General features: G+C 46.4%; 17 protein-coding genes and 1 other RNA gene. 4 read left to right on the top strand and 14 right to left on the bottom strand.

Annotated elements, in window-relative coordinates; translation table 11 throughout:
- The first annotated feature begins 150 nt into the window (after nt 1-150).
- A complete protein-coding gene (locus D0Y50_RS05205; protein WP_170145451.1) occupies nt 151-1,920 on the top strand; it encodes a helix-turn-helix domain-containing protein in 1,770 nt (589 codons plus the stop codon).
- 6 nt (nt 1,921-1,926) lie between these two features.
- Here the strand turns inward: D0Y50_RS05205 and D0Y50_RS05200 are convergent, their stop codons facing one another.
- On the bottom strand, nt 1,927-2,349 hold the full coding sequence (locus D0Y50_RS05200; protein WP_108566440.1) for an acyl-CoA thioesterase: 423 nt from the start codon (nt 2,347-2,349) through the stop codon (nt 1,927-1,929).
- A 59-nt stretch (nt 2,350-2,408) separates the two neighbouring features.
- On the opposite strand from D0Y50_RS05200, the gene D0Y50_RS05195 reads away from it, so the two are divergent.
- Entirely contained in the window at nt 2,409-4,499 is a 2,091-nt protein-coding gene (locus D0Y50_RS05195) for a GNAT family N-acetyltransferase (RefSeq protein ID WP_117315820.1), read from the top strand.
- 1,673 nt (nt 4,500-6,172) lie between these two features.
- On the opposite strand, the gene D0Y50_RS05190 is transcribed toward D0Y50_RS05195, so the two are convergent.
- The 10 genes from D0Y50_RS05190 to D0Y50_RS05145 form a co-directional block, all read right to left on the bottom strand.
- Complete coding sequence (locus D0Y50_RS05190; protein ID WP_117318640.1) at nt 6,173-7,438, bottom strand: tetratricopeptide repeat protein; 1,266 nt, start codon at nt 7,436-7,438, stop codon at nt 6,173-6,175.
- Between the two features lie 2 nt (nt 7,439-7,440).
- Nucleotides 7,441-8,052, bottom strand: coding sequence for an energy transducer TonB (locus tag D0Y50_RS05185; RefSeq protein WP_108566438.1), 612 nt, complete (start codon nt 8,050-8,052; stop codon nt 7,441-7,443).
- A gap of 1 nt (nt 8,053) precedes the next feature.
- The gene (locus tag D0Y50_RS05180) at nt 8,054-8,452 is read right to left on the bottom strand and encodes an ExbD/TolR family protein (protein ID WP_108566437.1); all 399 of its coding nucleotides are present in this window, start codon (nt 8,450-8,452) and stop codon (nt 8,054-8,056) included.
- An 11-nt stretch (nt 8,453-8,463) separates the two neighbouring features.
- Entirely contained in the window at nt 8,464-8,988 is a 525-nt protein-coding gene (locus tag D0Y50_RS05175; protein ID WP_108566436.1) for a MotA/TolQ/ExbB proton channel family protein, read from the bottom strand.
- A 1-nt stretch (nt 8,989) separates the two neighbouring features.
- The gene (locus tag D0Y50_RS05170; protein ID WP_117315818.1) at nt 8,990-10,348 is read right to left on the bottom strand and encodes a MotA/TolQ/ExbB proton channel family protein; all 1,359 of its coding nucleotides are present in this window, start codon (nt 10,346-10,348) and stop codon (nt 8,990-8,992) included.
- Nucleotides 10,349-10,354: 6 nt separating this feature from the next.
- Nucleotides 10,355-11,119, bottom strand: a complete 765-nt coding sequence (locus tag D0Y50_RS05165; protein WP_108566625.1) for a DUF3450 domain-containing protein — start codon at nt 11,117-11,119, stop codon at nt 10,355-10,357.
- Between the two features lie 610 nt (nt 11,120-11,729).
- Nucleotides 11,730-13,535, bottom strand: coding sequence for a tetratricopeptide repeat protein (locus D0Y50_RS05160; RefSeq protein WP_147318225.1), 1,806 nt, complete (start codon nt 13,533-13,535; stop codon nt 11,730-11,732).
- Between the two features lie 77 nt (nt 13,536-13,612).
- Entirely contained in the window at nt 13,613-16,456 is a 2,844-nt protein-coding gene (locus D0Y50_RS05155; RefSeq protein WP_117315814.1) for a TonB-dependent receptor, read from the bottom strand.
- 358 nt (nt 16,457-16,814) lie between these two features.
- On the bottom strand, nt 16,815-19,733 hold the full coding sequence (locus tag D0Y50_RS05150) for a TonB-dependent receptor plug domain-containing protein (protein ID WP_117315812.1): 2,919 nt from the start codon (nt 19,731-19,733) through the stop codon (nt 16,815-16,817).
- Between the two features lie 185 nt (nt 19,734-19,918).
- Nucleotides 19,919-21,004 carry a tryptophan 2,3-dioxygenase family protein gene (locus D0Y50_RS05145; RefSeq protein ID WP_108566431.1) on the bottom strand — a complete coding sequence of 362 codons (1,086 nt, stop codon included), beginning with the start codon at nt 21,002-21,004 and terminating at the stop codon, nt 19,919-19,921.
- 223 nt (nt 21,005-21,227) lie between these two features.
- Between D0Y50_RS05145 and D0Y50_RS05140 the strand changes: the two genes are divergently transcribed.
- A complete protein-coding gene (locus D0Y50_RS05140; protein ID WP_108566430.1) occupies nt 21,228-21,506 on the top strand; it encodes a late competence development ComFB family protein in 279 nt (92 codons plus the stop codon).
- A gap of 17 nt (nt 21,507-21,523) precedes the next feature.
- On the opposite strand, the gene ffs is transcribed toward D0Y50_RS05140, so the two are convergent.
- Both ffs and D0Y50_RS05130 read right to left on the bottom strand, forming a co-directional pair.
- An RNA gene (gene ffs / locus D0Y50_RS05135) (signal recognition particle sRNA small type) lies at nt 21,524-21,620 on the bottom strand.
- Nucleotides 21,621-21,700: 80 nt separating this feature from the next.
- Complete coding sequence (locus D0Y50_RS05130) at nt 21,701-22,759, bottom strand: Leu/Phe/Val dehydrogenase (RefSeq protein WP_108566429.1); 1,059 nt, start codon at nt 22,757-22,759, stop codon at nt 21,701-21,703.
- A gap of 191 nt (nt 22,760-22,950) precedes the next feature.
- On the opposite strand from D0Y50_RS05130, the gene D0Y50_RS05125 reads away from it, so the two are divergent.
- Nucleotides 22,951-23,418, top strand: coding sequence for an Lrp/AsnC family transcriptional regulator (locus D0Y50_RS05125; RefSeq protein ID WP_108566428.1), 468 nt, complete (start codon nt 22,951-22,953; stop codon nt 23,416-23,418).
- Nucleotides 23,419-23,485: 67 nt separating this feature from the next.
- Here the strand turns inward: D0Y50_RS05125 and maiA are convergent, their stop codons facing one another.
- The gene (gene maiA / locus D0Y50_RS05120; RefSeq protein WP_108566427.1) at nt 23,486-24,145 is read right to left on the bottom strand and encodes a maleylacetoacetate isomerase; all 660 of its coding nucleotides are present in this window, start codon (nt 24,143-24,145) and stop codon (nt 23,486-23,488) included.
- Between the last annotated feature and the right edge of the window lies 1 nt (nt 24,146).

Raw genomic sequence — 24,146 nt, 5'->3', positions numbered from 1 at the left:
CGACCTAAACTGATTTCATCAGCTTATGCGTTCATAGTAAGAAAAGGGATTGAACTATGACAGGACACTTTCGGCCGGTTATGGGTTATTTTGCCCGCCATGTATTTCAGAACGGGTACTCTTCTTCTCCCGATAATTGCAAGGAATGTTATGCAGTATAAAGGTTTGTTTTGGTCGGCGGTGGTCCGCGCCATACTGAGTTTACGCCGCGACCAGGGTAAGGCAGAAGCCGCAGATACGACAGGCTTAGCAGCGCTAAACGAGCTGGAAACCGGATTAACCCAACAGAGCCAGCTGGAGCAGCTTTTGACCGCGCTTTGTCCCCCGGCAGATCGTCACCTTCTGGGTCGTTCACTTATTGGCTATTTTGATTTTAATAAGATGGGCAACCTGGTCGTATATGCCATGGCTACGCGTAATATCCAGGCGGCGATGGCGTGCTTTGTTCCTCGGGCGCAGCAGCTTTTTCACAGCGAAGTGGCGCTTACCAAAGATGACGAGGCACCTACGGTTGCATTGCAATGGCAAGCGAGTAACTCAGCGCTGATTGACGATTTACAAATCTATTTCCTATTTGCACTGTTTCGCCATTTAGCGGGCCGGCATTTTGACTTTTCGGCCATCGGGTCACCCCATGACGCTGCAGGCTCTTTATTAGCGCCCCTATCACAAAGTAAGCGCCTGCAAGATACTCAGATACATTTGCGTTTTGCCAGTGAATGGTGTTTACGCCCGTCGTTTTATCATAGCCAGGCTATCGAAAAGCTTTTGGCTCCCACGTTAAGTCAAACCGAAGTGCCCAGTATTAAGCAGAGCTTGCACAATGTGTTTGCCAAAGCCGAGGCCCCTGCGCGCATTCGCGCCGAGTGGGTGGCTGAACAAATGGGCCAGACGGAGTCGGGCTTACGTCGGCTATTGCGAAGTCACAACATTGCGTTTAGCGCGATGTTAAAAGAATACATTCATGATAAGTCATGTCAGAAGCTATTGGGCGGCAGCAAAACAGACGACACGGCAGTCGAATTGGGTTTTTCAGACCGTCGGTCTTTTGAACGCAGCTTTAAAGAGTTTTCGGGAATCAGCGCTGGGCAGCTACGTCAGTTGGGCAACCGCCTACGCTTTCATAAAGGCAATCACAGCTTACTGGAAATAGTGGATAACCTGCCGCCGTTGCCAGCCACCATTCAATCATTAGTGGCAATGGATGACGATAACATGACCTTGAAGTCTGTAGTGAAATTGGTCAGTAAAGATCCTATTTTTCAGGCGCATGTTATGAGCAAAGCCAGCAAAGCCATTTATGGCAGCGCGCCGGAAAACCTGGAGCAGGCTATTGGCCGCAATCTAGGCTTAAGCAATATTAAACAGTTAGCGGTACTGTTTGCTGCACAACAACAACTTACTGCGCAATGTCGCCATAATGATGTCGAAAAACTCACTGATGCCATGTTGTTATGTCTGCCGGTGTTCAATGCGATAGAAGCAGAACATTCGTCACAGCTAGCGGTAACGGAGGAACTTCGTCAAATCATGTTGTTTAGCACGTTGTCACTGTTTTTAGTGTTCCATGATAAGTGTCTGTTTGTCGACGGGGTAATGCGGACGTGGGATGAAGCCGAGGATTTTGCTCACTTCGTTGCGCAAGTTAGCGAAGAGTTTGGTATATGTTTGTACGGTGCCACCTCATTGATGTTATTACGCTGGGGATTTCAAAGCAGTATTAATCAACAGCTGTGGAAACTGTGTCAGGCTATTGAAGCACCGGCGTCAGCTGGCGTGGCGGGCAAAATATTAACGACCCAAAATGTTAGCTTTACCGCTTCAGCCATGTCTGAACAACACAGCGAAGCAGTACTAGCTACCCTGCCCCCGGCAGCGATTGCCAGGGTGAGCACCGTATTACAACAGTGGAAAGGGTAACACTGGCTACTTTTCAGCCAGCAAATTCAGTGCACGTAATTCAATTTCGGTTTGCGCTTCCAGGCTTTCCAGTGTTTTACCGTGGGGCGCAGGCTGGCGGGTTACCGGATCCAGTTTTACAAAAACAATATCATCAGCCAGACAGATGGTTTTTTTGGTGGCTTTGTTGCGCACCAAACAACTGACGGTAATTGAGCTACGGCCCACCGCTTTAGTGGCTAAACCAAACTCGACAATATCGCCCTGCATAGCAGGCGATTCAAAGTTAATCTCGCCGATATGTTTGGTAACCAGACAATTTGTTTCCAGCTGACAAATAGCATAAATCGCAGATTCTTCGTCAATCCATTCAAGGGCACGGCCCCCAAACAGTGAGTCAGCATAGTTAAGATCATTTGGCATCACTAAACGGCGTGATAGAAAACGCATTCGTATTCCTTAGGGTAAATGTTTAAACTTCAACTTCATTATACGGTATTTTTCTTATTATGGCTTTGGCAAACCTGCAGCATTGGCTAAAACGTGGTGCCCGCAACCCGCTGGCCCATCGCCAGCTGTTAATAATAAACGGCGACCCCTGCTGGGTTGAAGAACATACCAGCGCGGCGTTAAGTACGTTGGATGATCACTCAAATATAGGTTGGTTGGGCACCTTGTATGCACCCGTTGCGGTAGCCACCCACCGCCCGCAAACTTTGTACAAACAAGTGTTGGGTCAGGAGTTCGATATTGCGGTTTATAACGCCTACGACGGATTACGGCCCAATGCCCTGCTGGCCCTTGCCGGCACCGTGAAAGCAGGCGGCACCCTGGTTGTGTTAGCCCCTTTGGTAAACGAATGGCCGCTGCATGCAAGCGTATGCCAACCTCATTTTTTATCCTACGGCTGGCAGTTGTCGCAGAGTGAATTTACCGCCCGATTGGTGTCGATGTGGTCTAGCGATGAACGCGTCGCGTGGTATTCGCCTTTGGTGACGACACTGCCTGTGACAAATGCAGTTGCTTCACCTCCTACTACAGATAGCCGCTTTAAAACTATCGAGCAACAACAGGTTTACCAGCAGGTATTGGCGCAGTTGGCAGCAGGCCAGGGCCTGGCGGTAATTACCGCTGCCCGCGGGCGCGGGAAGTCCAGCCTGTTGGCGCTGTTGGCGGCACACTGGCAGGCACAGGGTAAGTCAGTATGGTTAACCAGCCCTGTGCAGCAGACTCAAACCGTTTTTTTCAGCGTACTTACGCACCAGCAAGGCATAATTGGCACGTCCAGAAAGGCGCTGCCGGAGGTTGTTTGGAAAGCAACAGATAATCCAGAACTGGTGCAACAACCACCGGATATTCTGCTGATAGATGAAGCCGCTGCGCTGCCTCTACCGGTGCTGCAAAAGCTGGTTGAACATAACCCAAGCTGTGTATTAAGTACGACCATTATGGGATTTGAAGGTTCGGGGCTTGGGTTCGAACAGCGGTTTTTAAAGCCCCGGTTGGCCCAGGGCACCGCTCAGCATTATAGTTTACCTACCCCCTTACGCTGGTTCGACAACGATCCACTTGAAACGATATTAAATGCCAGCTTGCTTAACATACGGCCTGGCGAGGCTAGAGTTAAAATAGCCAATAGCCTGGTATTTAGTCAGGTTAAACAGCTCGACGAAAATCATCGCCACGCACTATTTACGTTATTAAGCCAGGCGCACTATCAAACTACTCCAGATGATTACATGCGCTTGCTGGATGCGCCTGATGGCGTAGTTGCAATGCTTTTTCAACACAGTAATTTAGTTGCGGCTGCGGCGATTAATTATGAAGGTGGGGCGCAGCTTACGCCCCTGGCTGAACAGGTTGCCACTGGCGCGCGTCGGGTGAGTGGCCATTTAAGCGCGCAAAGTATCGCAAGCTTTTCGGCCAGCCCCCGCGCAGCAACCCAGCAGTACTGGCGCATTAGCCGTATCGCGGTAGACACAGCATATCGACGTCAGGGGTTTGCCAGCTCACTGCTTTTAGAGATCAAACAACGGGCCACGAGTGCAGATGTAGATTGGTTAACAACTTCATTTGGTTACACCGATGAGCTAATGCAGTTCTGGCACAGCAATGATTTTGTACAGGTTAAACAGGGAAACAGAGCTGATAAGGCCAGTGGTAAGGTAAGCGCACAAGCGGTATTCGCAGTATCGGGGCCTGCCGTGACATTGTTACCGACGTACCAAATGCTGTATGCCATCGATAGTAGCTATCCAACTGCCTTCCCGTTCCCCTTATCTGCCTTGGACAGTGCAGTAAAACAGAGCCTTTGGCACCGGATAAGTGCCTATCTGCAAGGCTATAGAAGTCGCCAGCTAGTCGGCGGGGCGGTGGCGGTGGCGCTAAGCGCTATACCGAGCGACAAGTTACGTCATCTGCCGATGACTACAGCGCTATACGCTGGGCAGGCGCGTCAGCCGAGACCGAATGAGAATATACTCATAAGGCAATTCAATTTAACCGGTAAGCAGGCGCTTGAAACGGCACTATTAAAAGAATTGCAGAGTATATCTTCCCTTTTAGAAGCAGCATTAGTGGTTGAGCCATGCTCATCCTAGTGCGCTAGCACAATAGGATGTTAGTTTAATAGTGCCATTGGGTGATAGTGTCGCAGGATGATAATGACGTATGTTGATAGTGCCGCAGGATGATAGTGCCGCAGGATGATAATGACGTATGTTGATAGTGACGCAGGATGATAGTGCCACCGAAAGATAGTGCCACGCGCGGCGTCCCACCTTGCTGAAACGCCCGTCACACAGATTTCTAAGCCTTCCCGGCTTTAAAAGTTACGCAAACTAACAAATATGCGGCATTTATTTTTGGTCAGCTTGATATCGAACAAAACTTGTTCAGAAATGGGAAGCACACAGGATAGGCGGTTTCCCTTTGTTAAGCGGCTTAATACGCCTTCTACTATGTTTGTAACCGATAGTCTCTATGTTGAATTAGTCGTCGGAATCCGGTTTGGCGAATCGCGTTGCTGGCCCGCTTAATATGCAGCGCCAATTGTATTCCGGGTCAAATGCATCACCACAGGGCGTGTAGTTATCCTCATTAACTCGCCGAGCTGGGCTATCTGTTCTGCCTGCGCTGGCTGAGCCAATGAACTCCAACGCACTCTAACTTAACCGTGTCAGAGTTTTAGAAAGGTTGGTTTGGTGAAGTCGTACGCCTACCTTGGCGCTCGCCGTGCATGACTTTATCTATTATAAAAGAAGCAGTTGGATTATCGCCTAACCAGCCATTGTAATTTTGCCTGTGCTGGCTGAGCCAATGAACTCCAACGCACTTTAACTTCACCGTGTCAGAGTTTTAGAAAGGTTGGTTTGGTGGCGTCATACGCCTAGTTTGGCGCTCGCCGTGCATGACTTTATCTATTATAAAAGAAGCAGTTGGATTATCGCCTAACCAGCCATTGTAATTTTGCCTGCGCTGGCTGAGCCAATGAACTCCAACGCACCGTAACTTCACCGTGTCAGAGTTTTAGAAAGGTTGGTTTGGTGAAGTCATAAGCCTAGTTTGGCGCTCGCCGTGCATGACTTTATCTATCATAAAAGAAGCAGTTGGATTATCGCCTAACCAGCCATTGTAATTTTGCCTGCGCTGGCTGAGCCAATGAACTCCAACGCACTTTAACTTCACCGTGTCAGAGTTTTAGAAAGGTTGGTTTGGTGGAGTCATACGCCTACTTTGGCGCTCGCCGTGCATGACTTTATCTATCATAAAAGAAGCAGATGGATTATCGCCTAATCAGCCATTGTAATTTTGCTTGCGCTATAAGCTACCCAATAGGCATTATTGATAAAAGATTACAGCAGTGATGCGGCGAGTGTGGTTGTCTGCACTATACAGCTGGGCTGGGCTAATGGAGCTATCTTCGCTATCTAAGCCTTCCCCTGAAGGCGTCCTTTGGTAAGCACGTAAGAATGCTAGAGTCTTAAAGTAGCGACTCAGTTAGCAAAGCAATACCTGAAATTGAATACTGGGATAGGAGAAGAATTTTCCACTACTAGTTAGGCATGGTGGAGGGGGCTAGCAGTATGGCGATTAACTTTTACCTAGCGGGAAACCATTTTACCGTCAGGTACAAATACCCCCGACCCTTAGCGTAATTTGAGACAAAATTGGCTATGTGTAACGAATAGGAACATACGGGTTATTCCCTACGGCTCCTAATCGTTGCCCATAAAAAAAGCCCCATATAGGGGCTTTTTGCGAGCTATCAGTGTTAAATCTTGATACCACGGTTCTTAGCTTTTTCCTTGATATAAGGTTCCCAAGCTAAGGCGTTGCGACGCATAGATTTCTCTTTCTTCGCAAGCTGTACGTGATCCCAGGCTTTCTTGAAATTACCCAGGTAGAAGTTGGCTTCCATCATAGAAAAATGGATTTTACCTTCTTCATCCGCGCCACGTTCCAAAGCTTTATCCAGGGCAGAAATCGCCCCTTTATAATCCTCAGCAACCAATAGCAAAGTACCCTGCTTTTGGAAGTCATCCGGATCTGAACTTAACTGACCTGCTTTACCATAATAATTGGCAGCAATATCATAGTTCTTCGCTTGGTGATAAGAGTTGGCAATGCTACGCATCATCTGAGCATCTTTTTTGATGTCACCCTTATCGACATGTTTTTCGAGTATCTTAGCTGCCTGATACGGAATACCATTGGTGGAATACAACTGAGCTAAGTTTTTAAACTGCGACTCTTTTTCCAGGTACCCAGCATTGTACGCAATTTCCATAGTGGCTAAAGCGTCAGAATAGTTCTCTACCAACATGTAAAACACGCCTAACTGTGTCCACCATGCCGGTGTTTCAGGGAACTTATTCACCAGGGTTTCAGCAACCTTTACGGTTTCAGGATACATCTTGCGCTGATAATAAGACTGTAACTGTAAAACATATGGGTTTTTGTTCGGCTTTTCATAAAGCGCTATCGCTTTTTCAGCAGGCTCAATGACTTTGTCCAATTGCTTGGTTTCAAAATAAGCTTGTGCCATACGAACATAAACATCAGCATCTTCTTTACACGTGAAGTCCATCCAGCTCTGATACCATTTAATAGCATCTTTGTAGTTTTCTTCACGTAGGCTAAGGTCGCCCAAAAGTTTTAGCGTTTGCGAGTGCTCGGTGTCATTAAGTACCTTTGGCTCAACCGCGCTGGTAAGATATTTAAGCGCATTGTCGCCCTCATCATCTTTAGCGGCTAACAAGTTACCAATGAACCGGCTCACATACGCTTTATCAAAGTCATCGGAAGTATCAGTATCGTAAAGAATCTGCAAAGCTTCTTCTACACGATCCTCATTATATGCTTCAAACGCCTTCTGTACTTTTTTACCAGCACGCTCGCCAACCAACTGTGTTTTGCCTTTTTCATAACCAGGACATTGCACAGGGGCTGATGATTGCGCCATCGCTGGCGCAGACATCACAGCTGAAACTCCCATGACCAAAGCGAGGGCTGACATTTTGAATGTAGTTTTCATCATCATCACTGCTCCAGTTTAAAGTCTAGCTGAACAAACATGTTAGGTTGAACAACGCGTTTACCTTCAACAATCTTTGGCTTGTATTTCCACTTGCTCAGCGCACGACGGGCTTCACGGTCAAAAATACGTTTAGGGTCAGCATCGATAACTTCGATGTCTTCCACGCCACCTTGTTCGTTGATAGTAAAGGATAGCTTAACCCAGCCTTCTCTACCGTCACGTGCAGCTTGGGGTGGATACTTAGGATCAATACGTACAATAGGTGTTGCTTCACCATCTTGCTGCATTGCGCCTACCGCACCAATATTTACCCCAACACCACCGGTATCAACCGCAGGTACTGCAAGGCTAAAGCCATCAGCATCTACTTCTGAAGCATCCGGCTCAACAGGCTGCATTTTAGGCGGCTGCTGAGGCGGAGGTGGTGGCGGAGGAGGCGTCCGCTGACGAGTTTGCGTGTCAGCTTCTGGCTCCTGCATTACCACATCAATAACGGGTGCTTCGGGAATTTCATCTGCCGGTCTGCCCGAATTTTCAATCAATTTCGCCATAAGAACGAAAAGACCAAAGGCAAACGCGGCACCTAATAATATAGAAACGATAAATCGAACCATCTTATCCCCTTGCTGCTACTGATATGCGATCAACGCCTGCAGCTTTAATTTGGTCCATCACTTCAACGACAACACCATGCTTGGCTTTAACGTCAGCCTGGATAATGACATAGTCTGTCGGCTGCTCTGTCAATAATCGCTCTATATTAGTTCTGACACTTTCAACCGCCACTTCGCGTTTATCCAACCAAACACTTCCATCGTCGGTAATGGCGATGAAGATATTGGCATTTTTATGAAGTGACGCCTGATTAGCTTCAGGTTTGTTAACTTCAATACCTGCTTCTTTTACGAAAACAGTAGTAACGATGAAGAAAATTAGCATGATGAATACAACGTCCAACATTGGCGTCATATCAATTTGCGCATCTTCCTCTTCGGTTCTGACTTTCCGCGCCATAATCTCTCTCTCTAATGATGTGGCAGGCTGTCAACCAAGCCCTCTTTTGCCATCTTAGCTTTCGCTTCGAGACGAGAACTTATGAACAGTCCAGACAGCGCTGCTACCATTCCGGCCATAGTCGGAATTGTGGCCATCGAGATACCAGATGCCATTAAGCGTGCGTTGCTGGTGCCTTGCGTTGCCATTGTCTCGAACACACTAATCATCCCGGTTACTGTTCCCAGTAGTCCTATCAGTGGACACATTGCCACCAACGTTCGGATAATCAGCATCCTTGCGTCTAATTCGTCAGACGCTTGGGAAATCCAAGCTTCACGGATTCTATGCGCATACCATGAGGTAGTATCAACGCGGGCATCCCATTTGGCGATTATATCTTTTTTCACCTTTGGAAAGACCGCCGTGATATACCAGTAGCGCTCAATCATTAATACCCACATAAGAAAGAGCGCGGCGGCAACAAAATACAGTACGTCACCGCCGGTAGCGATAAATTCCCTGACAGATTCCCATAATCCAATCAGGCTATTCATATTACGCTTTCTCCGCCTCTGTGTGAGCTGCAATGATACCTGCAGTTTGCTCGTCCAGAATGTGAACAATAGATTTGCTGCGTGAAGCAACAATGCTGTGCGTAAGAATCAATGGAAGTGCAGCAATAATACCCTGGGCTGTAGTAACAAGCGCCATTGAAATACTACCTGCCATCAGACGCGGGTCACCAGTACCAAACAATGTAATAGTCTGGAAGGTTGCAATCATACCCAATACTGTACCTAATAGACCCAGTAGAGGTGCAATCGCCGCGAAAATCTTAATCACATTGATACCGCTTTCAATTGAAGGCAGTTCTTTAAGAATCGCTTCATCCAGCTTCAGTTCAAGGTTTTCAGCGTCAGCATGTTTGTTCTGCTGGTATACCTGCAGAATACGGCCCAGAGGGTTACCGGTTGACGGATTACCTGGGTTTTTCAGCTGAGACTTGATTTTGCTACCGGTCATTCCAAGCGTTACCAGCTTGTAAACACCAATCAACAGACCAATGATAAGCATAACCGTGATGGTATAACCTACCGCGCCACCTGCGTGATAACGCTCGCTCCAAGTTGCTTTTTCTTTCAGCAGGCCAAGAATCGCACCTTGTGAAGGATCAGCATAAAACGGGACCAGACCAGATGTGGCACCGGCCAAATCTTCAGCTGAAGAAAGTAAGTGACTTTCTGGCTGACGGCCTAGTGGCTGAACAACTTTATTTTCAGCATCGTACGTCAGGTAACCTTCCTGGCTAACCAGGTTGAATGTACCTACACGAACCACTTCCTGCTCGCTGCTACCACCGTCAAGCAAAACAACTTTTGTATTAAAGCGAACTACCTGGCCAGATTCTGTCATTTCAGTTTGCAGCGCAAACCATAAATCTTCCAGTTCCTGGATGTTAGGCAGACCCTTTGATTCTTCTGACATTTGCGCCAAGAAGTCATCACGGCCTGGATACTGAGCACTAACGATTGAAGTAGAGATACGGCCGTAAGCTTCAGAAGCTGCCTGACGTACTACCCCAAACATTTCACCCAATGTACCGGTTGCTTGTTCCAGTTCATCTGATTTTTCATTCAATGACGTTTCATTATCAGAAAACTGCTGTTGTAAACGATCGCCACGGTCCTGCTCTGCTTTCAAGTCTGCTTGCGCTTTGCGCAGTAAGGCTTGTTTGTCAGCACGGTCAGAACTGAACTCAGCTTCACGCTGTTCATTGATACGTGCCTGAGATACACGGTTGTTTTTCACTTGGTCTAGCAGGTCTTGAAGACTTGCTGCTTCCTGCGCCTGAGCACCGGTCGCCATAACCGCCAAAGTTGCAGCGGCTACTAGAGATTTAAATACTAGTTTCATTAAAACTTACTCCGCTGCTTTGATTGGTAACTTAATAAGATCTGGGGTAACGGTGCCGTTGGCCATTTTCACAGCTTCAACAACAGAGCCCAGATACTCATCACCCAACGGCTGCCATTCACGTGCATCGTTGTCCCAAACCCACGCGTGAGATTGATCCAGTGACAATGCCATAAATGCGGTACGGCCAAGGTTATAGAAATCGACGGTAACTTCAGTACCGTTGTCATCAATAGTGCCCTGGTAAGAAGACATCTTCGAACCGTACTCAACTTCAACCAAATAGGCTTCAATTACCTGACGGAACTGTTCAGAAACAGTAACGTTAGAGTTAGCCATAACATCGCGCAAACGCTGTATACGCTCACGACGTTCTTCTAAATGAATCGGCACATCCAGCTCAACAAATTTTTCCAAGCTGTCGATCATACGGAACATCAAAGGAACGATACCCTGTTTAGTCTCTTCAATGCTGTCGATTTGACGCTGCAATGAATCGATACTGCGCTGTTGGTCAGCAACCAGGCTCGCAATGTAGTCGTTATAAACTTTCAGGTTCTCTGTCTGGTCAACAGTTTGACGATATTCAACCAACAACTCTTGTGACTGCTCGAATAGGGTGTTGATTTTTTCTTGAGATTTCGCTGCAGCCGAATGGATCTTAGCTTCTTCTTTATGAAGATCGTTAAGAGTAACTGCAGAGACGGCTGCACTGCCTGACAGTGCAAACGCACCCATGACAGTAGAAGCAATAAGAGTTCTCTTGCTCATCTTGGACATAGTTCCCAACCAAATTTCTTATTTGAATCCTTGCTGTGCGTGTCACAGCAAGGGGCGTATAAACTTTTACAATTATAGTTTTCGGAAGGTAGTCGATGGCGTGGTTTCGCCAACACTACGAATCTCTAATACTCACACGGAATGCCTGAAAGAGTCAAGTAACACAGTCTTAACACCGCAAGCTAATTGAGCTTTGTACATTTGCTAATCAATTCATTCAGGATTTTCGCATAAATAAGCAAATAACAATATTAAACATCAATGCTATCTACCCCACTGACCTGCACTTTCACCTGAGTAAGGCCTTTTTGCTGGTAACATATGCAGCATAAATACGCAGGGGCTGTCAATTGGCTTACCCCCCTGTAGAGCGAAAAAAAATGGCAATAGTTAATCGATTGTTGCGCCAAACTACACCTTTTTAATCATACTTTCTGATTATAGTGATTTTTCACTTATACGTTTAAGTCGCCGTCGATTTGCATAGTTTCTACCTTACCCTGACTTGTTGTTTTATTACTACTTATTCTTTTTTTGCCCTCCGGTAAAAACGTTTCAAGAGCAGGGATATACCGCAATAACCAGCTGGGCTCAGGTTAAGTTAACTATCTGTCGCTGGCAGGCCGTACCGTCCTACATCGAACGCTATCGTGAGACGTTCTGCATTCGCTTCTATGGGTGTGGTACCGTGCCATATATGCGAGGGGAATATAACGCATGTACCCACCGCTGGCTGAATAAAATATTCCGCGGGTAAGGACAGGGTTTCGTTCAGATATGGCGCACCAAACTTGAGCCACCCAGCGCGGTTTTGTTGATCGGTAACCTCTGCAGGTAGCGCGATATAAATTACCCCCGAGAGCGTTCCTCGCGAATGAAAATGATCATGGTGAAAACCAGCCTGTCGAAGCCTTACTGACCATGAACCGGTATAATTTATGTGGTCCCGGGTATCTAATACGGACTCAAGTGGTACCTCGTGGGTCTGGCAATACGCCAGCAGCTTCTCGTTCAAAACGTTTTTTAACCGGGTGATGCACGGGTGGCGGCTACTAAATAAATGACCGCGAGTCTGGCTACCGTTCACAAGCGTTTGCCCTATTGGCTGGGCTGTAGCATTGTGTATTTGGTGTAGTTCTGTGGCTAGTTGTTGCCAAAAATCTGCAGGCAGCCTGTCGCACAAATTTATGCTCCGTATTTGTGGCGCAATAGGCGCGGGTTGCTCATCGGCAAGTCGCATAGCGGCATATCTATAAGCTTTTATGGTTTGATTTGCCGGCTGTTGTTCGGTAAGCATGTCCAGCGCAGCGCGGGCCTGGCTGAAATCTCTGTTAGAAATTTGCGCTATCGCATGTTCTAGCTTTATTTCAAATGCATCCGGTTGCTTAATGAGTAACGTATTGAAATATTGTATGGCCCTGTCACTATCGCCCTGTAGCCTTAATGCCAAACCTTGTAATTGCAATTGTTGTTGCGCAAAGGGTTCGGGCAAGGGAGCAGAATCTAAAAGTGTTAACGCGCGAGCATACAATTTTGCATCCACCAGAAAATGGGCAAATGATAAACGTAAGTGATACGCTTTTGGATGCGCTTTTATCACTGTTTCAAAAGACACCAAGTAATCTTTGTTTAAACCCGATTCCCATAACATTTTATTGAGATTGATATGCGAATCACTGTATAACGGATTAAGCGTAATTGCCTGGCGATAGTTCGCGATTGCTTGCGCATAATTTCCAAGATCCGAATAACAATTACCTAAATTATGATAAATCGCAAAATGCGGCTTTTTCTGAAGTAATTGTTTAAGTATAGGTAACGCTTTTTCCGGTGCGCCGTTTAATCTTAACGCTATCGCATACTCATGTAGAAAATAATGACTTTCAGGCTTAGCATTGACGAGCTTTTGAGCGAACTCTACAGCTTCTATGTAATACTCTCTGGATTTTGCATATTTAAGCCAAAGTGTATTTACTGCTTCATCATTACTGTTGAGTTGTTCTGATTGCTGCCTGATGTATTGTTGTGCCTGATTGTACCTTTTGGTTAACAATAATAATTCGAAGAATCGGCGCAGCATATCCGCAGAATTATTACCAAGTTTTATACATGCCTGGGTAGCTCTATATTCCTGTTCATGGTCGCCCATTCTATTGCTTATAAGTACTGCACATTGCCAATACCACATTTGGTGTTCATATACAGAACAATGTTTTGTCAAATGGTTATAAGCGACGTCTGGTTGGTTTAAATGAACGAGCGTCTGGCAATAATACATGCTTGCCAGGGCGTGTTCTGGTTTTACGTTCAATACCTCTTCAAACCCCTGCTTGGCTTGTGCATACTTTCTTGCATTGAATAACGCAATGCAGGTATTGATATGGTTTTCTGATAATAATGACTGCATATAATAAAGCACTATTTGGGCAAAAAAAAACCGACGCAATGCGTCGGCTTTATCGTTTTCTATAAGGCTAACTCAACTTAGTAAGTCAGTGTTACTGTAGTAAACAAGTAACGTCCTAATGTATCGTAGAAACCAGCCACGGTGTTAGCGTTGGTAGCAAGTGCACTACCTACTAATGGCGGCTCTTTATCCAGCACGTTGTTTACACCAGCAGAGATACGTAAATGTTCGTTGAAGATGTAGCTACCAGATAGATCGAAGAAGTTGAACGCAGAGATTTGGTTCTCAGTACCTTCAATATCAACTTCGCCGTAGTATCTCCAGCGACCAATCACGCTCCAGTCGCCCACGTTGTAGTTTGCAGAAACCGTGTGACGCCATTCAGGCTGAGCGAAACAGTCTACACTTACTACACCTGAACAGTCGTAATCCAAAGCAGAGTTGTCCGATACAGGCTTAAACGTTTTTTCCAGGTTGTAAGAACCAATCAGGCTCAAGCCTAGCGTACCGCCCCCAGTTTCAACAGAGTAACGGGTATCTACGTCAATACCACGCAGGGTCCGGCCACCAATGTTGTCTGACAAGTTAGTTACAAACGCATCCTGAGATAACCATAGGCTACCTGAACCAGCACGTTGAATGTTGTCACAGAACAGGCCAGCTGTACCACAGATGTTGATGATTCGCTCAGCACCTACATCAGCAATTACTTTTTCCATATCAATAGAGAAGTAATCCAATGAGAAGTTCAAGCCTTCATACGGCGAACCCACAATACCAACGGTAAAGGTATCGGCTTCTTCTGGCTCTAGCTCTGGGTTACCACCGGCAAATTCGTTGTACTGGTCAGCCGGGTTAGCACTTACATTACCATACAATTCCGTTGCCAGGCCGGTTGCCGCACACTGTTCAGCGGTAAGCGCGGGTTCATCACCTGCACAAGGATCAGTACCTTGGAACAGCCCTACATTTTGCACTGCGAACAGTTCAGAGATGTTTGGAGCGCGAATCGCACGGTTGAAACTAGCACGAACTTTCCAATCATCATTAACCGCCCAGTCTACGCCGACCTTGTAAGTATTAGCACGGCCAGATGTAGAGTAATCAGAGAAGCGGAAGCCTAAATCAACAACCAGTGCTTCAACACCTTCCATGCCTTCAAGCACGGGAATGCTTAGCTCACCGAAGATATCGTTAACGTCAAATTCACCGATTAGGCTTGGTGTAGAACCACCTTGACCTACCAGAGAACCTTCCTGATAGATAGAGTCAGCAATACGTTCAAAGTCAGTTTCACGACGCTCAAAACCAAACGATGCTCCAATTGGCGTAACAGCGCTTGGCAGTGCGTAATCAAACTCACCAGCAACATAACCCTGGAATACCTGAAGTGAAGTATTACCGTTTAGAATGGCAGTACCTGATAACTGAGATGCCATTTCAGCGGTCACACCATTGGGCGTGAATACTTCATAATAAAGACACTCGTCAGTACACTCTGTACCAACTTCCCCTACGCGTGGGCCGATAGTCGGTAACGACAGATCGTTTTGATATGCTGAAGAAGACGATGTACCTGCATACATATAGTTAATATCGTATGACCAGGTGTCGTTAATCCAACCATCTACACCGGTAACGATACGGAAAGAGTTATGTTCTAAGCTGTTAGAACGCGCACCACCTTCAGTGTTACGTTTACCAATATAAGTTACAAACTGGTCGGCATCGGTTTGGCCAAAAAGGTCTTGGATCTGTGATTTCTGAGCATCCGACATGATAGGGTTATCGTAATCGAACAGGTACTCAGCACCGTAGAAGGTTCCAGATTCTGCAATCTGCCCTGAAGTTCTGTCTTGCATGAAAGAGGTTTCAACGTAAACACGTGCTTTATCGTTGATTTCATACTCTGCAAAAGAGCCTAAAGTAAAGCGCTCGTTAGGACGCATGAAATGGTTAACCGGCGCGTAGTTGTACAGATTGCCAGTTTCAGACAGTGGTGCAAAACCCCCGTCGCCTAATAAACTTAACCATTGCTCGTCAGTGTAGTCTACTTCACCACCCACTACCGGATAAAAGATAAAGTTTGGTACATCAGCGGTAGATGAACCACCACAGGCTGTAGCTGAGGTGTTCAATGCACAAGAGCTGTAATCGCGCTCGCCCTGAAGCATCTCGGTGTTACGTCGCCAGGTAGCATATGCAGTGATATGACCACGGCCACTATCAAAATCACCACCCGCGGTAATATTCAGGTTGTAGGATTCACCACCAATGCCATTACTACCTGATGGATAGTCATAGCCAGAGTCGTCCATCAAGCCTTGCATAAAGGCATTGTCGTTATCGTGTTGGTAACCTGCCGCACCACCTTCAATTTCAAGGCCAGTAAAGTCAGTATCCATAATGAAGTTAACCACACCGGCGACCGCATCAGAACCGTATACCGTCGATGCACCACCCGTTAGAACGTCAACGCGCTTAACGAGTGAAGCAGGAATTTGGTTAACATCTGGCGCTTGACTGTATACACCACCTGGCTGTAAACGACGACCGTTAACCAATACCAGCGTCCGCTCAGCGCCCAAACCACGTAAATCGAGGTTAGCCACACCGGTTGCACCGTTAACACTAAACGATGTCTCAGCGGCTTCAATTTGAGGCAAGGTGTTCATGACATCTTCAATACGGGTAAAACCAGTAGATTCGATAGCCTGAGCATCAATTGCCAAAATAGGGCTGGATGTTTCTATGTCTGTTCTCTTAATGCGAGAACCCGTTACCGAGATTTTTTCAACTTCAGGTTCTGCAGCGGCATCATCTTGCGCCATTGCAACGTTAGCAGTGAAAAGTGCAGCCGATGCGGCACCGAAAGCGCACGCCAGCTTTACTGACTTAGCCAGCTTTGTGTTTGTAAACATGTATTGTCTCCCTGGACCACTAAAACTTGTGATTTAGCGTTTATTATTTAAATCGTTAAAACGACTTTTTATTCGGTAAGGTGCAAGACCTTGAGTTGATAATAACCACATAGCTGAGATGCGGTCAACTGTCATTGAAGTGAGATGAGATGAAAGTTCAATTTTTTTTCGTACAAATTTTGTAAAGTATGAAGATTTTCTTATAAGCAATGAAAACAAAAGACTATTTTGGTGTAATAGAATTGTTACAGGCTGCGTATGAGATATTTTTTGTCGGGCTAGCCAATAGCGCATAAACATGCACTTTGTAAACAAAACTGCCCGGCAGAAGCCAGGCAGTTGTTGAGTTTATGTAAATTTACTGGAAGCGATAAATCACGCCAGCGTTAACCCGACGGCCGACCAGATCATACAAAGGGTCAACCGTGTAACCGGGAGGAACTTTGTTGAACATATTGCGTAACCCGGCATACACTTCCAAATTATCATTGAAATAGTAGTTTACCGCTACATCATGCGTCCACATTGAACCTATATAGCTTATCGCATTATCTTCTTCTGAACCGCCACCAGGCGATACATCAAATAATGCACTTCTATCAATAAAGCGGCTGGAATAGTTAAAGTTCCAGTCATCAAGCCGGTATTCAATAATGGTTCTAAATTGAAGTTGCGGGTCACCTTCTTCGCCTACCTCTACGTCAATCTCATCCGGCCGGTCCTGGAAAGCAAATTCTTCCAGCTCATTAACCCGGTTAGCCTGAACATTTATTCTAATTTCACCTGGCAAGTCATAAGCAGACAAATCAGTGCTGTAACGAATCTGCATTTCTAAGCCTGAGGTATTGATGGCCGATGCGTTGATAAAGCCTGAACGTACCAGCTCAACGTCAAAGTTTTCATTCCGGTCAACCTGGCTACAAAAGCCGCTATCCGGGCCGCCCGTAGCGTCAACACAGTTGTCGACAATATCCTGAGCTTCGACTTCAGTAATAGCATCGGTTATTTCAATGTCATACCAATCTAGCGTTACAGAAAGGTTTTCTACGAAGGTTGGTTCCCACACTATCCCAATGGTTCTGGATTCACTTTCTTCTGGGGTCAGGTTTGGATTACCACCTGACAGCGTATCGACGCTGACATTATCATTTGCTTCAAAACCTGCCGGTATACCCAGCGCCAAACAGTTCGCGCGACGATCTTCATCTTCATCGATATTATCGTTATCACAAGGGTCAGATACTCGGGCAAAACCCGGCGATTGTGGACTAAAGGCCTCGTCCACATTCGGCGCACGCACGGCTTCACCAATGGTTCCGCGCAAGCGGACCTGCTCAATAGGAGCCCACATCACACCCACCTGCCATGCATCAGCACTGCCGGCGTGGGAGTAGTCTGCCGAGCGAAACGCAGCATCAAGGGTTAGCTCTTTTGCCAAAAACGCATCGGCTATAATAGGAACTCGGGTTTCAATAAAGAACTCGTCAACATCGTAGCCGCCATTTGAATCCGGCGTAGCCGCGCCGGTATAAAAGCCCGCTTTGGTAAAAGCATCCGTAGTAGTGCGGACATTTTCTTTACGGGTTTCATAGCCCAATGCAAAACCAATCGCACCGCCGGGTAATTCGAACAGCTCGGCTGTATCAAAAGATACGGTGGCACCAAACATTTCCTGCGTAAGCTGGTCTTCACGGGTCACATCGCCAGAGATGTAATCATACGCTTCAGCGCTGGCATTACCGAAACCGAAAGGATTAAAAGGCACACACTGGTCTGCATTTACCAGTGCAGGGTCTTCATAGCCTTCACCCTGGGCAGAAGGCACCTGACTACGGCACGCGGCTTGCCCGGTGGCCGGGTCTATTACGGCATCTAACGCAGCGCTAAAGTTGGAGGGAATCAAATCGTTTAGTGTACGACGAACGTTCGATGTTTCACCGTAGGTGTAATACACATCATAGTCAAAATCCGTTTCTGACAACGAGAAAAAGCCTTCAAAGCCAGAAATAATACGATACATTCTACGATCATTGGCGGCTGACCGGTTGCCTATGTCATCAAAGAACCGCGCCATCTCTACTTCCCCGGTTTGCCCCTCAGCAAACAATTGTTGCCGGGTAGCCTCATCCAGATAGGGGTTATCAGTAGCGTTGATGTTTATTCCACCGAACCGAAAAGAGGGCTGAAACTGCTGTTCAATGTCCTTATCAACATACTTCATATCGCCATAAAACCTGACATTATCGGTTAAATCATAGCGGAAGGTACTGGCCAGTGTAATGGTGTCCTGCTTAGGAATGTAGTTTTCATACTGTTCTGTGAAAAATACCGTATCGTAAGCTTGATCGAAACTGCCGAAGGCAAAACTGTTGTCCAGTTCACGCTGAACTTGCGGTATGCCTGTTCCGTCAGGTGAGAACGTAATGCGTGACCCGCCACCGAACGGGTTTAATACGCCATACGGGTTAATAAATTCTGAACCCACATTAGGCGCTCTGAATTTATCGGGGATGCCATCATCTTCGCCGGTATTGTCCGGGTTAATAACCGTACCCCAATTTGCTGTTTGCTGTAACGACGGACTCAACACCTCTTTGACCGTGCTTTTTTCGGCAAAGAAAGTAATGTTACCTTTACCATCATCAGAGGTAGCACCGGCTAATATGCTAATAGCATTGTTGTTTGTTCCTACCCCTTCGGTATCTGAGGTGGTGGAATAGCGCGCTTCAAATCCTTCGTAGTCATCACGTAAAATAATGTTGATAACACCGGCAACCGCATCAGAGCCATAAATAGCCGATGCGCCCCCGGTGATAATCTCAATTCTTTCAATCATCGCCGTAGGAATAGTCCCGGTATCCACTGCGTTTGAAAAAGGCGACCCGGCTACATGGCGTTTGCCATTAACCAGGGTTAGGGTTCGCGTATCGCCTAACGAACGTAAGTCAGGCGAGCTAAGGCCGGCATTGGCATTATCATCGTTATTGCCGATAAGTGTACTGCCGGCACCTATGGCCGGTAACTCTGCTAGCAGGGTACCTAAATCAGGTGCACCAAAGCGCTGAATTTCAGCCGCTTCGACAGTCACTACGGGGGCGGGGGTAGAAAGCTCCGGCCGGGCAATACGAGAGCCGGTTACGGAGATTTTTTCGACCGAATCAGTGTTGGAATCTGTGGCTTGTTGAGCCAGCGCATTTCCTGAAGACAGAAATGCGACTGTGGTACCCATGGCACAGGCTAATTTAACGGATTTTGCGATTTTTGTGTTATTGAACATCATGTCTCCCTGGAGCGCCAAATCATGTGGCGCGTTTTATTATTTTAATATCGGGTGTGTGGCACCCGAATAAATAATAATCACAGGGAAACGAATTTGACAATTAAACTAAAGATAAAAACCAGCTAATTGTTGTAACCATGACGTTACATCAATTCAACTTACATTTACTAACGTAAATGACCTTATTTATAAAATCCGAAATACTGTTTTACGGAATTCGGTAATGCGGGCAGCATATCCTTAGGCAATAAAAAGCTTGCTGCATTAAAGAAATCGGTAAAAATACGGTTAGATTCTGTTGTCTTTTTGAGGTAATGATGACCAGAGGAACCGCCGGTACCAATTTTTGTTCCTAACATCCGCTGCACCATCATGGCGTGACGGTAACGCCATATAGTGAGTTTTTCATCAATATCGGTCAGCGCCGTAATAAGCTGGAACGGTAAATTAAAAATCGGTTCTTCCGGATATTGCTTAATAAACAACAATGCCATCATTGCTTCGTGCCCTAAACGAAACGTTCCTTCATCATTGAGCTTTTGGTAAGCAGTTTTATCAAATAACGCAGCAAAATTCTCTTCGGTTGCGGTTAAGTCGTTTAATTCCTGTTGCTGTTCTTTTGCTGTCAGCGTGTCATTGCTTAAAATAATTTTTCGATCGGCCTGTAGACTGGCATCCGCGGCTTGCTTGTAGTGCTGCCAGAAAGCAAATTCGTCTTTAATCAATAGTGGCATGCGAGCCAGCCACTGTTCTACCAATTCAAATAAACTGGGTTTGCTTTCTAATGCTTCTAATAATTCACGATCATCCTGACTTAAACGGTTGTAGAAGCTCTGTTTATCGAAATCAATTCTAAACTCTCGTTTCAAGCCAAGCGATATTTCGAGCCGTTTAAACTGAATAGACTGAAAACCCGATGCGGGAACTAAATAATCGCGAAAAGATAAAAACTGCTGTGGCGTCATTGTTTCCATCACGCTTATCTGATCATTAAGCAATTGTTGAATTTGGTTAATTCGCTGTAAGCGATGAACGACCTCAATCAATGATTGATCGGGTATCTGGCGTTGGTTGAAAACACTGATAACTGCGTTTAACTCATGCAGTATTTGTTTAAACCACAGCTCATAAACCTGATGCACAATAATAAACAGCATCTCATCATGGGCTGGATCACCATAATGCTTACTCTGTAAGCTCTGAGCACCAAGAATTTTATCCAGCTGTAAATAGTCACCATAATAGACAGGGGTAGTATTACGTTTCATAGGGGCGTTTTCTTGTTGTTTTTAGGTGAGGTTAGTCTACCATTTATTCATTGCAAAACAGGTTTTCCAAGCTTACTAAGACATCTTAAAAGGGCAACTGATAGGAAGGTTTTTGGTACAGTAAGGGGAAGATGGCGCGGTAAACTCTTCGCCATAGATATGCAATAGTATACCGTCGGAGAATGGGCCGACACACTATTTACACTCACAGGGAACGCGCGGTATGAAACTTCACGATGACATTCACAATTATTATGAACATCTGGTCACTGAGCATATTGTAAAACTGGGGCTGGATAAAAATAACTCTGCCGACTATTTAGCGGATTTATGCTGTCTGGCATTGAATCAGGTACCGCCTCGCTATATTCGTTACGAAGTGGATATGGCTTTTTATCTACCGCTAAGCGAACGTAAGCAAATGGAGATGAATGTAGAACACGCGGTGAATAAGGCTGTAAGCTTTTTAGAAAAAAGCCAGCAACGCGAAGCGTCACAATAAAGAAAGGTTGGGTGGCGGGCCTCCAGCCACATCTCGGCACATGAGTCGTCTGCTGCGGCTGCTCCCTTCCAGGCCTGACCGGATTCACAGAGTATCATTGCGAGAGGACCAAAAGCCCACCATTGAAACGCTGGTTAATAAGCTTGCTGCTTCTTAACCAGCGGCGCGCATTATGACCGCTTGTTTAGCAAGTTTCAACCCTTGTGTGCAAATCGCTCTTCAGCGATAACATTCGCAACCCGATTGGTCGCTTTGTGCTCTTTATCCGCACGTTCAAAGATTTCGTTTAAGGTCTCGCCAATCTGTTCAATATGGGTGCGTAACGCTTCGTTAGTCGATGTTTCCATACGCTGATGGTAAATATCGATAACGCCACCGGCATTAATGACATAATCCGGCGCATATAAAATACCCTGCTGACGCAACGTATCGCCAATTTCTTCGCGCGCAAGCTGATTATTTGCCGCGCCAGCGATGACCTTAGCTTTGATAGTGGGTAATGTTTCATCATTAATTGACGCCCCCATCGCGCAAGGGGCGACAACATCAACATCCAGGGCATAGATATCCTGTGGAGCGACGGCAGTAGCACCCAGTTCGTTAACTGCCCGTTCAACACCTTCAGGATAGATGTCGGTAACAAACAATTGGGCACCCGCATCGCTAAGGTGTTTTGCCAGCCTAAAACCGACATGCCCCATCCCTTGAATGGCGACTTTCACCCCGGTTAAATCACGGTTCAACGCATACTTAACGGCGGCCTGCAAACCAACAAACACACCATAAGCAGTAGAAGGGGCCGGATTACCATCAGGCTGTTCGCCAGCAAAATGATACTGCGCCTTAACGCCTGCGATATAATCTGACTGCTCGGCCATAAGCTGTAAATCGGTCACCGAAATACCCGAATCTTCGGCGGTAAAGTATTTGCCGCCCAATGAATCCACAAATTTACCCATGGCGGTCATCATTTGCGGTGTTTTGGCCTTACGGGGGTCGCCGATAATCACTGATTTTCCGCCGCCCAGTTTAAGGTTAGCCATAGCAGCCTTATAACTCATGCCTTTCGACAGGCGCAGCACATCATTAAGCGCCTCGGCGCTATTGATATATGGCCACATCCGGCAACCGCCCAGTGCTGGGCCCAGGTTAGTATTGTGCACCGCAATAATTGCGCTTAAACCCGCCTCTTCGTCGTGATAAAACGCCACGTGTTCGTGGTTATCAAACTCAGGATGATCGAAAACAGCCATAGCCCCTCTATATGTAGAATTAAGTTTACGCAATCATAGCGAGAAATCGGGAGGATGTGCCTTGCGATGTTTGTTAATGAATTTAACATCGTGAGACAATCATTCTATTAAATTAAAATCTGCTAGGACGTATATCCTAGGATTTTTTTTATAATATAATATACATCATAACCGCTCAGGATCTGCCCGGAATGAAATTAGACAAATTTGACCGCGAAATTTTACGTGTATTGCAACAGGACGCCACCGTGTCGATGGCTGATCTCAGCCAAAAGGTAGGCCTGTCTCATACTCCATGCTGGCGTCGCGTAAAACGCATGGAAGCTGATGGTATTATACTGGGAAAGGTGACACTTCTAAACAGCAAGAAACTGAATCTCGGCGTGTCTGTGTTCATCTTCGTCACGTTAAAAAATCATGATGGCGATTCTTTGACCGATTTTGAAAAAGCCGTACAGTCGGTGGATGAAATTGTTGAATGCCATACCACCAGCGGCGAGAAAGATTATCTACTCAAAGTGGTTGTAGAGAGTATTGAAGAGTATGAATATTTGCTGAAATCAAAACTGACCCATTTACCCTTAGTTGACCACATCAGTTCCACGTTCGCATTAAAGCAGGTCAAAAATACCACTGAACTTCCTATCAAGCAGCAGTAAAACCGAGCGACTTTTGGTTCGGTTAATGGTTGCTACGCCATCTGCCTCGGCGTAATGTAAATCCGGCTCAACAGGCCGGGGCATCGAGCTGGCTTTCGGGACACGCCTGGGCAAACGCGGGCAGTTGTTCACAGTTATCCACAATTTTACTGATCAGCGGAAACCGTGACATATCTATCCCAAAGCGGCGCGCATTGTATGCCTGAGGCACCAGACAAACATCAGCCATCGTCACATCAAAATCAAAACAATACTTTCCGGATTGGGTGGACAACCGTTGCTCAAGGGCGCTAAACCCTCGCTCTATCCAATGCGCCGCCCATGCATGCTGCTGGGCCGGCGTAGCAGCAAAGTCAGTTTTTAACGCTTGTAACACTCGTAAGTTTCCAAGTGGCTGCACATCGCACGCCAGGTCTTGGGCCAATGCGCGTACCCTAGCCCGCTCCAGACAATGCCTGGGAAGCAGCGCTACCCCTCGCGAGTATTTTTCATCTAAAAACTCAATAATACTTAACGACTGATGCAGAATTAGATCTTCATCATCGTCCACCAGGGTGGGTACTAACCGGGCCGGGTTTAGCGTTCGGTATGGGAGCTGATGCTGCTGCCCTCCCTCATCAACGAGATGTACCGGGATATACTCGTAATCCAGCTGCTTCAGGTTTAACGCAATACGCACCCGATAGCTGGCGGTAGAACGCCAGTAGCCGTACAGTTTTAGCGCCATG

The organism is Salinimonas sediminis, assembly GCF_003429285.1.
GTDB classification, from domain to species: Bacteria; Pseudomonadota; Gammaproteobacteria; order Enterobacterales; family Alteromonadaceae; genus Alteromonas; species Alteromonas indica.
This window is presented reverse-complemented; position numbering and strand designations above follow the sequence as displayed.

Coding starts and splice junctions, on each gene's coding strand:
- D0Y50_RS05205 (WP_170145451.1), top strand. CDS start 151: ATGCAGTATAAAGGTTTGTTTTGGTCGGCGGTGGTCCGCGCCATACTG.
- D0Y50_RS05200 (WP_108566440.1), bottom strand. CDS start 2,349: ATGCGTTTTCTATCACGCCGTTTAGTGATGCCAAATGATCTTAACTAT.
- D0Y50_RS05195 (WP_117315820.1), top strand. CDS start 2,409: ATGGCTTTGGCAAACCTGCAGCATTGGCTAAAACGTGGTGCCCGCAAC.
- D0Y50_RS05190 (WP_117318640.1), bottom strand. CDS start 7,438: ATGATGAAAACTACATTCAAAATGTCAGCCCTCGCTTTGGTCATGGGA.
- D0Y50_RS05185 (WP_108566438.1), bottom strand. CDS start 8,052: ATGGTTCGATTTATCGTTTCTATATTATTAGGTGCCGCGTTTGCCTTT.
- D0Y50_RS05180 (WP_108566437.1), bottom strand. CDS start 8,452: ATGGCGCGGAAAGTCAGAACCGAAGAGGAAGATGCGCAAATTGATATG.
- D0Y50_RS05175 (WP_108566436.1), bottom strand. CDS start 8,988: ATGAATAGCCTGATTGGATTATGGGAATCTGTCAGGGAATTTATCGCT.
- D0Y50_RS05170 (WP_117315818.1), bottom strand. CDS start 10,348: ATGAAACTAGTATTTAAATCTCTAGTAGCCGCTGCAACTTTGGCGGTT.
- D0Y50_RS05165 (WP_108566625.1), bottom strand. CDS start 11,119: ATGAGCAAGAGAACTCTTATTGCTTCTACTGTCATGGGTGCGTTTGCA.
- D0Y50_RS05160 (WP_147318225.1), bottom strand. CDS start 13,535: ATGCAGTCATTATTATCAGAAAACCATATCAATACCTGCATTGCGTTA.
- D0Y50_RS05155 (WP_117315814.1), bottom strand. CDS start 16,456: ATGTTTACAAACACAAAGCTGGCTAAGTCAGTAAAGCTGGCGTGCGCT.
- D0Y50_RS05150 (WP_117315812.1), bottom strand. CDS start 19,733: ATGTTCAATAACACAAAAATCGCAAAATCCGTTAAATTAGCCTGTGCC.
- D0Y50_RS05145 (WP_108566431.1), bottom strand. CDS start 21,004: ATGAAACGTAATACTACCCCTGTCTATTATGGTGACTATTTACAGCTG.
- D0Y50_RS05140 (WP_108566430.1), top strand. CDS start 21,228: ATGAAACTTCACGATGACATTCACAATTATTATGAACATCTGGTCACT.
- D0Y50_RS05130 (WP_108566429.1), bottom strand. CDS start 22,759: ATGGCTGTTTTCGATCATCCTGAGTTTGATAACCACGAACACGTGGCG.
- D0Y50_RS05125 (WP_108566428.1), top strand. CDS start 22,951: ATGAAATTAGACAAATTTGACCGCGAAATTTTACGTGTATTGCAACAG.
- maiA (WP_108566427.1), bottom strand. CDS start 24,145: ATGGCGCTAAAACTGTACGGCTACTGGCGTTCTACCGCCAGCTATCGG.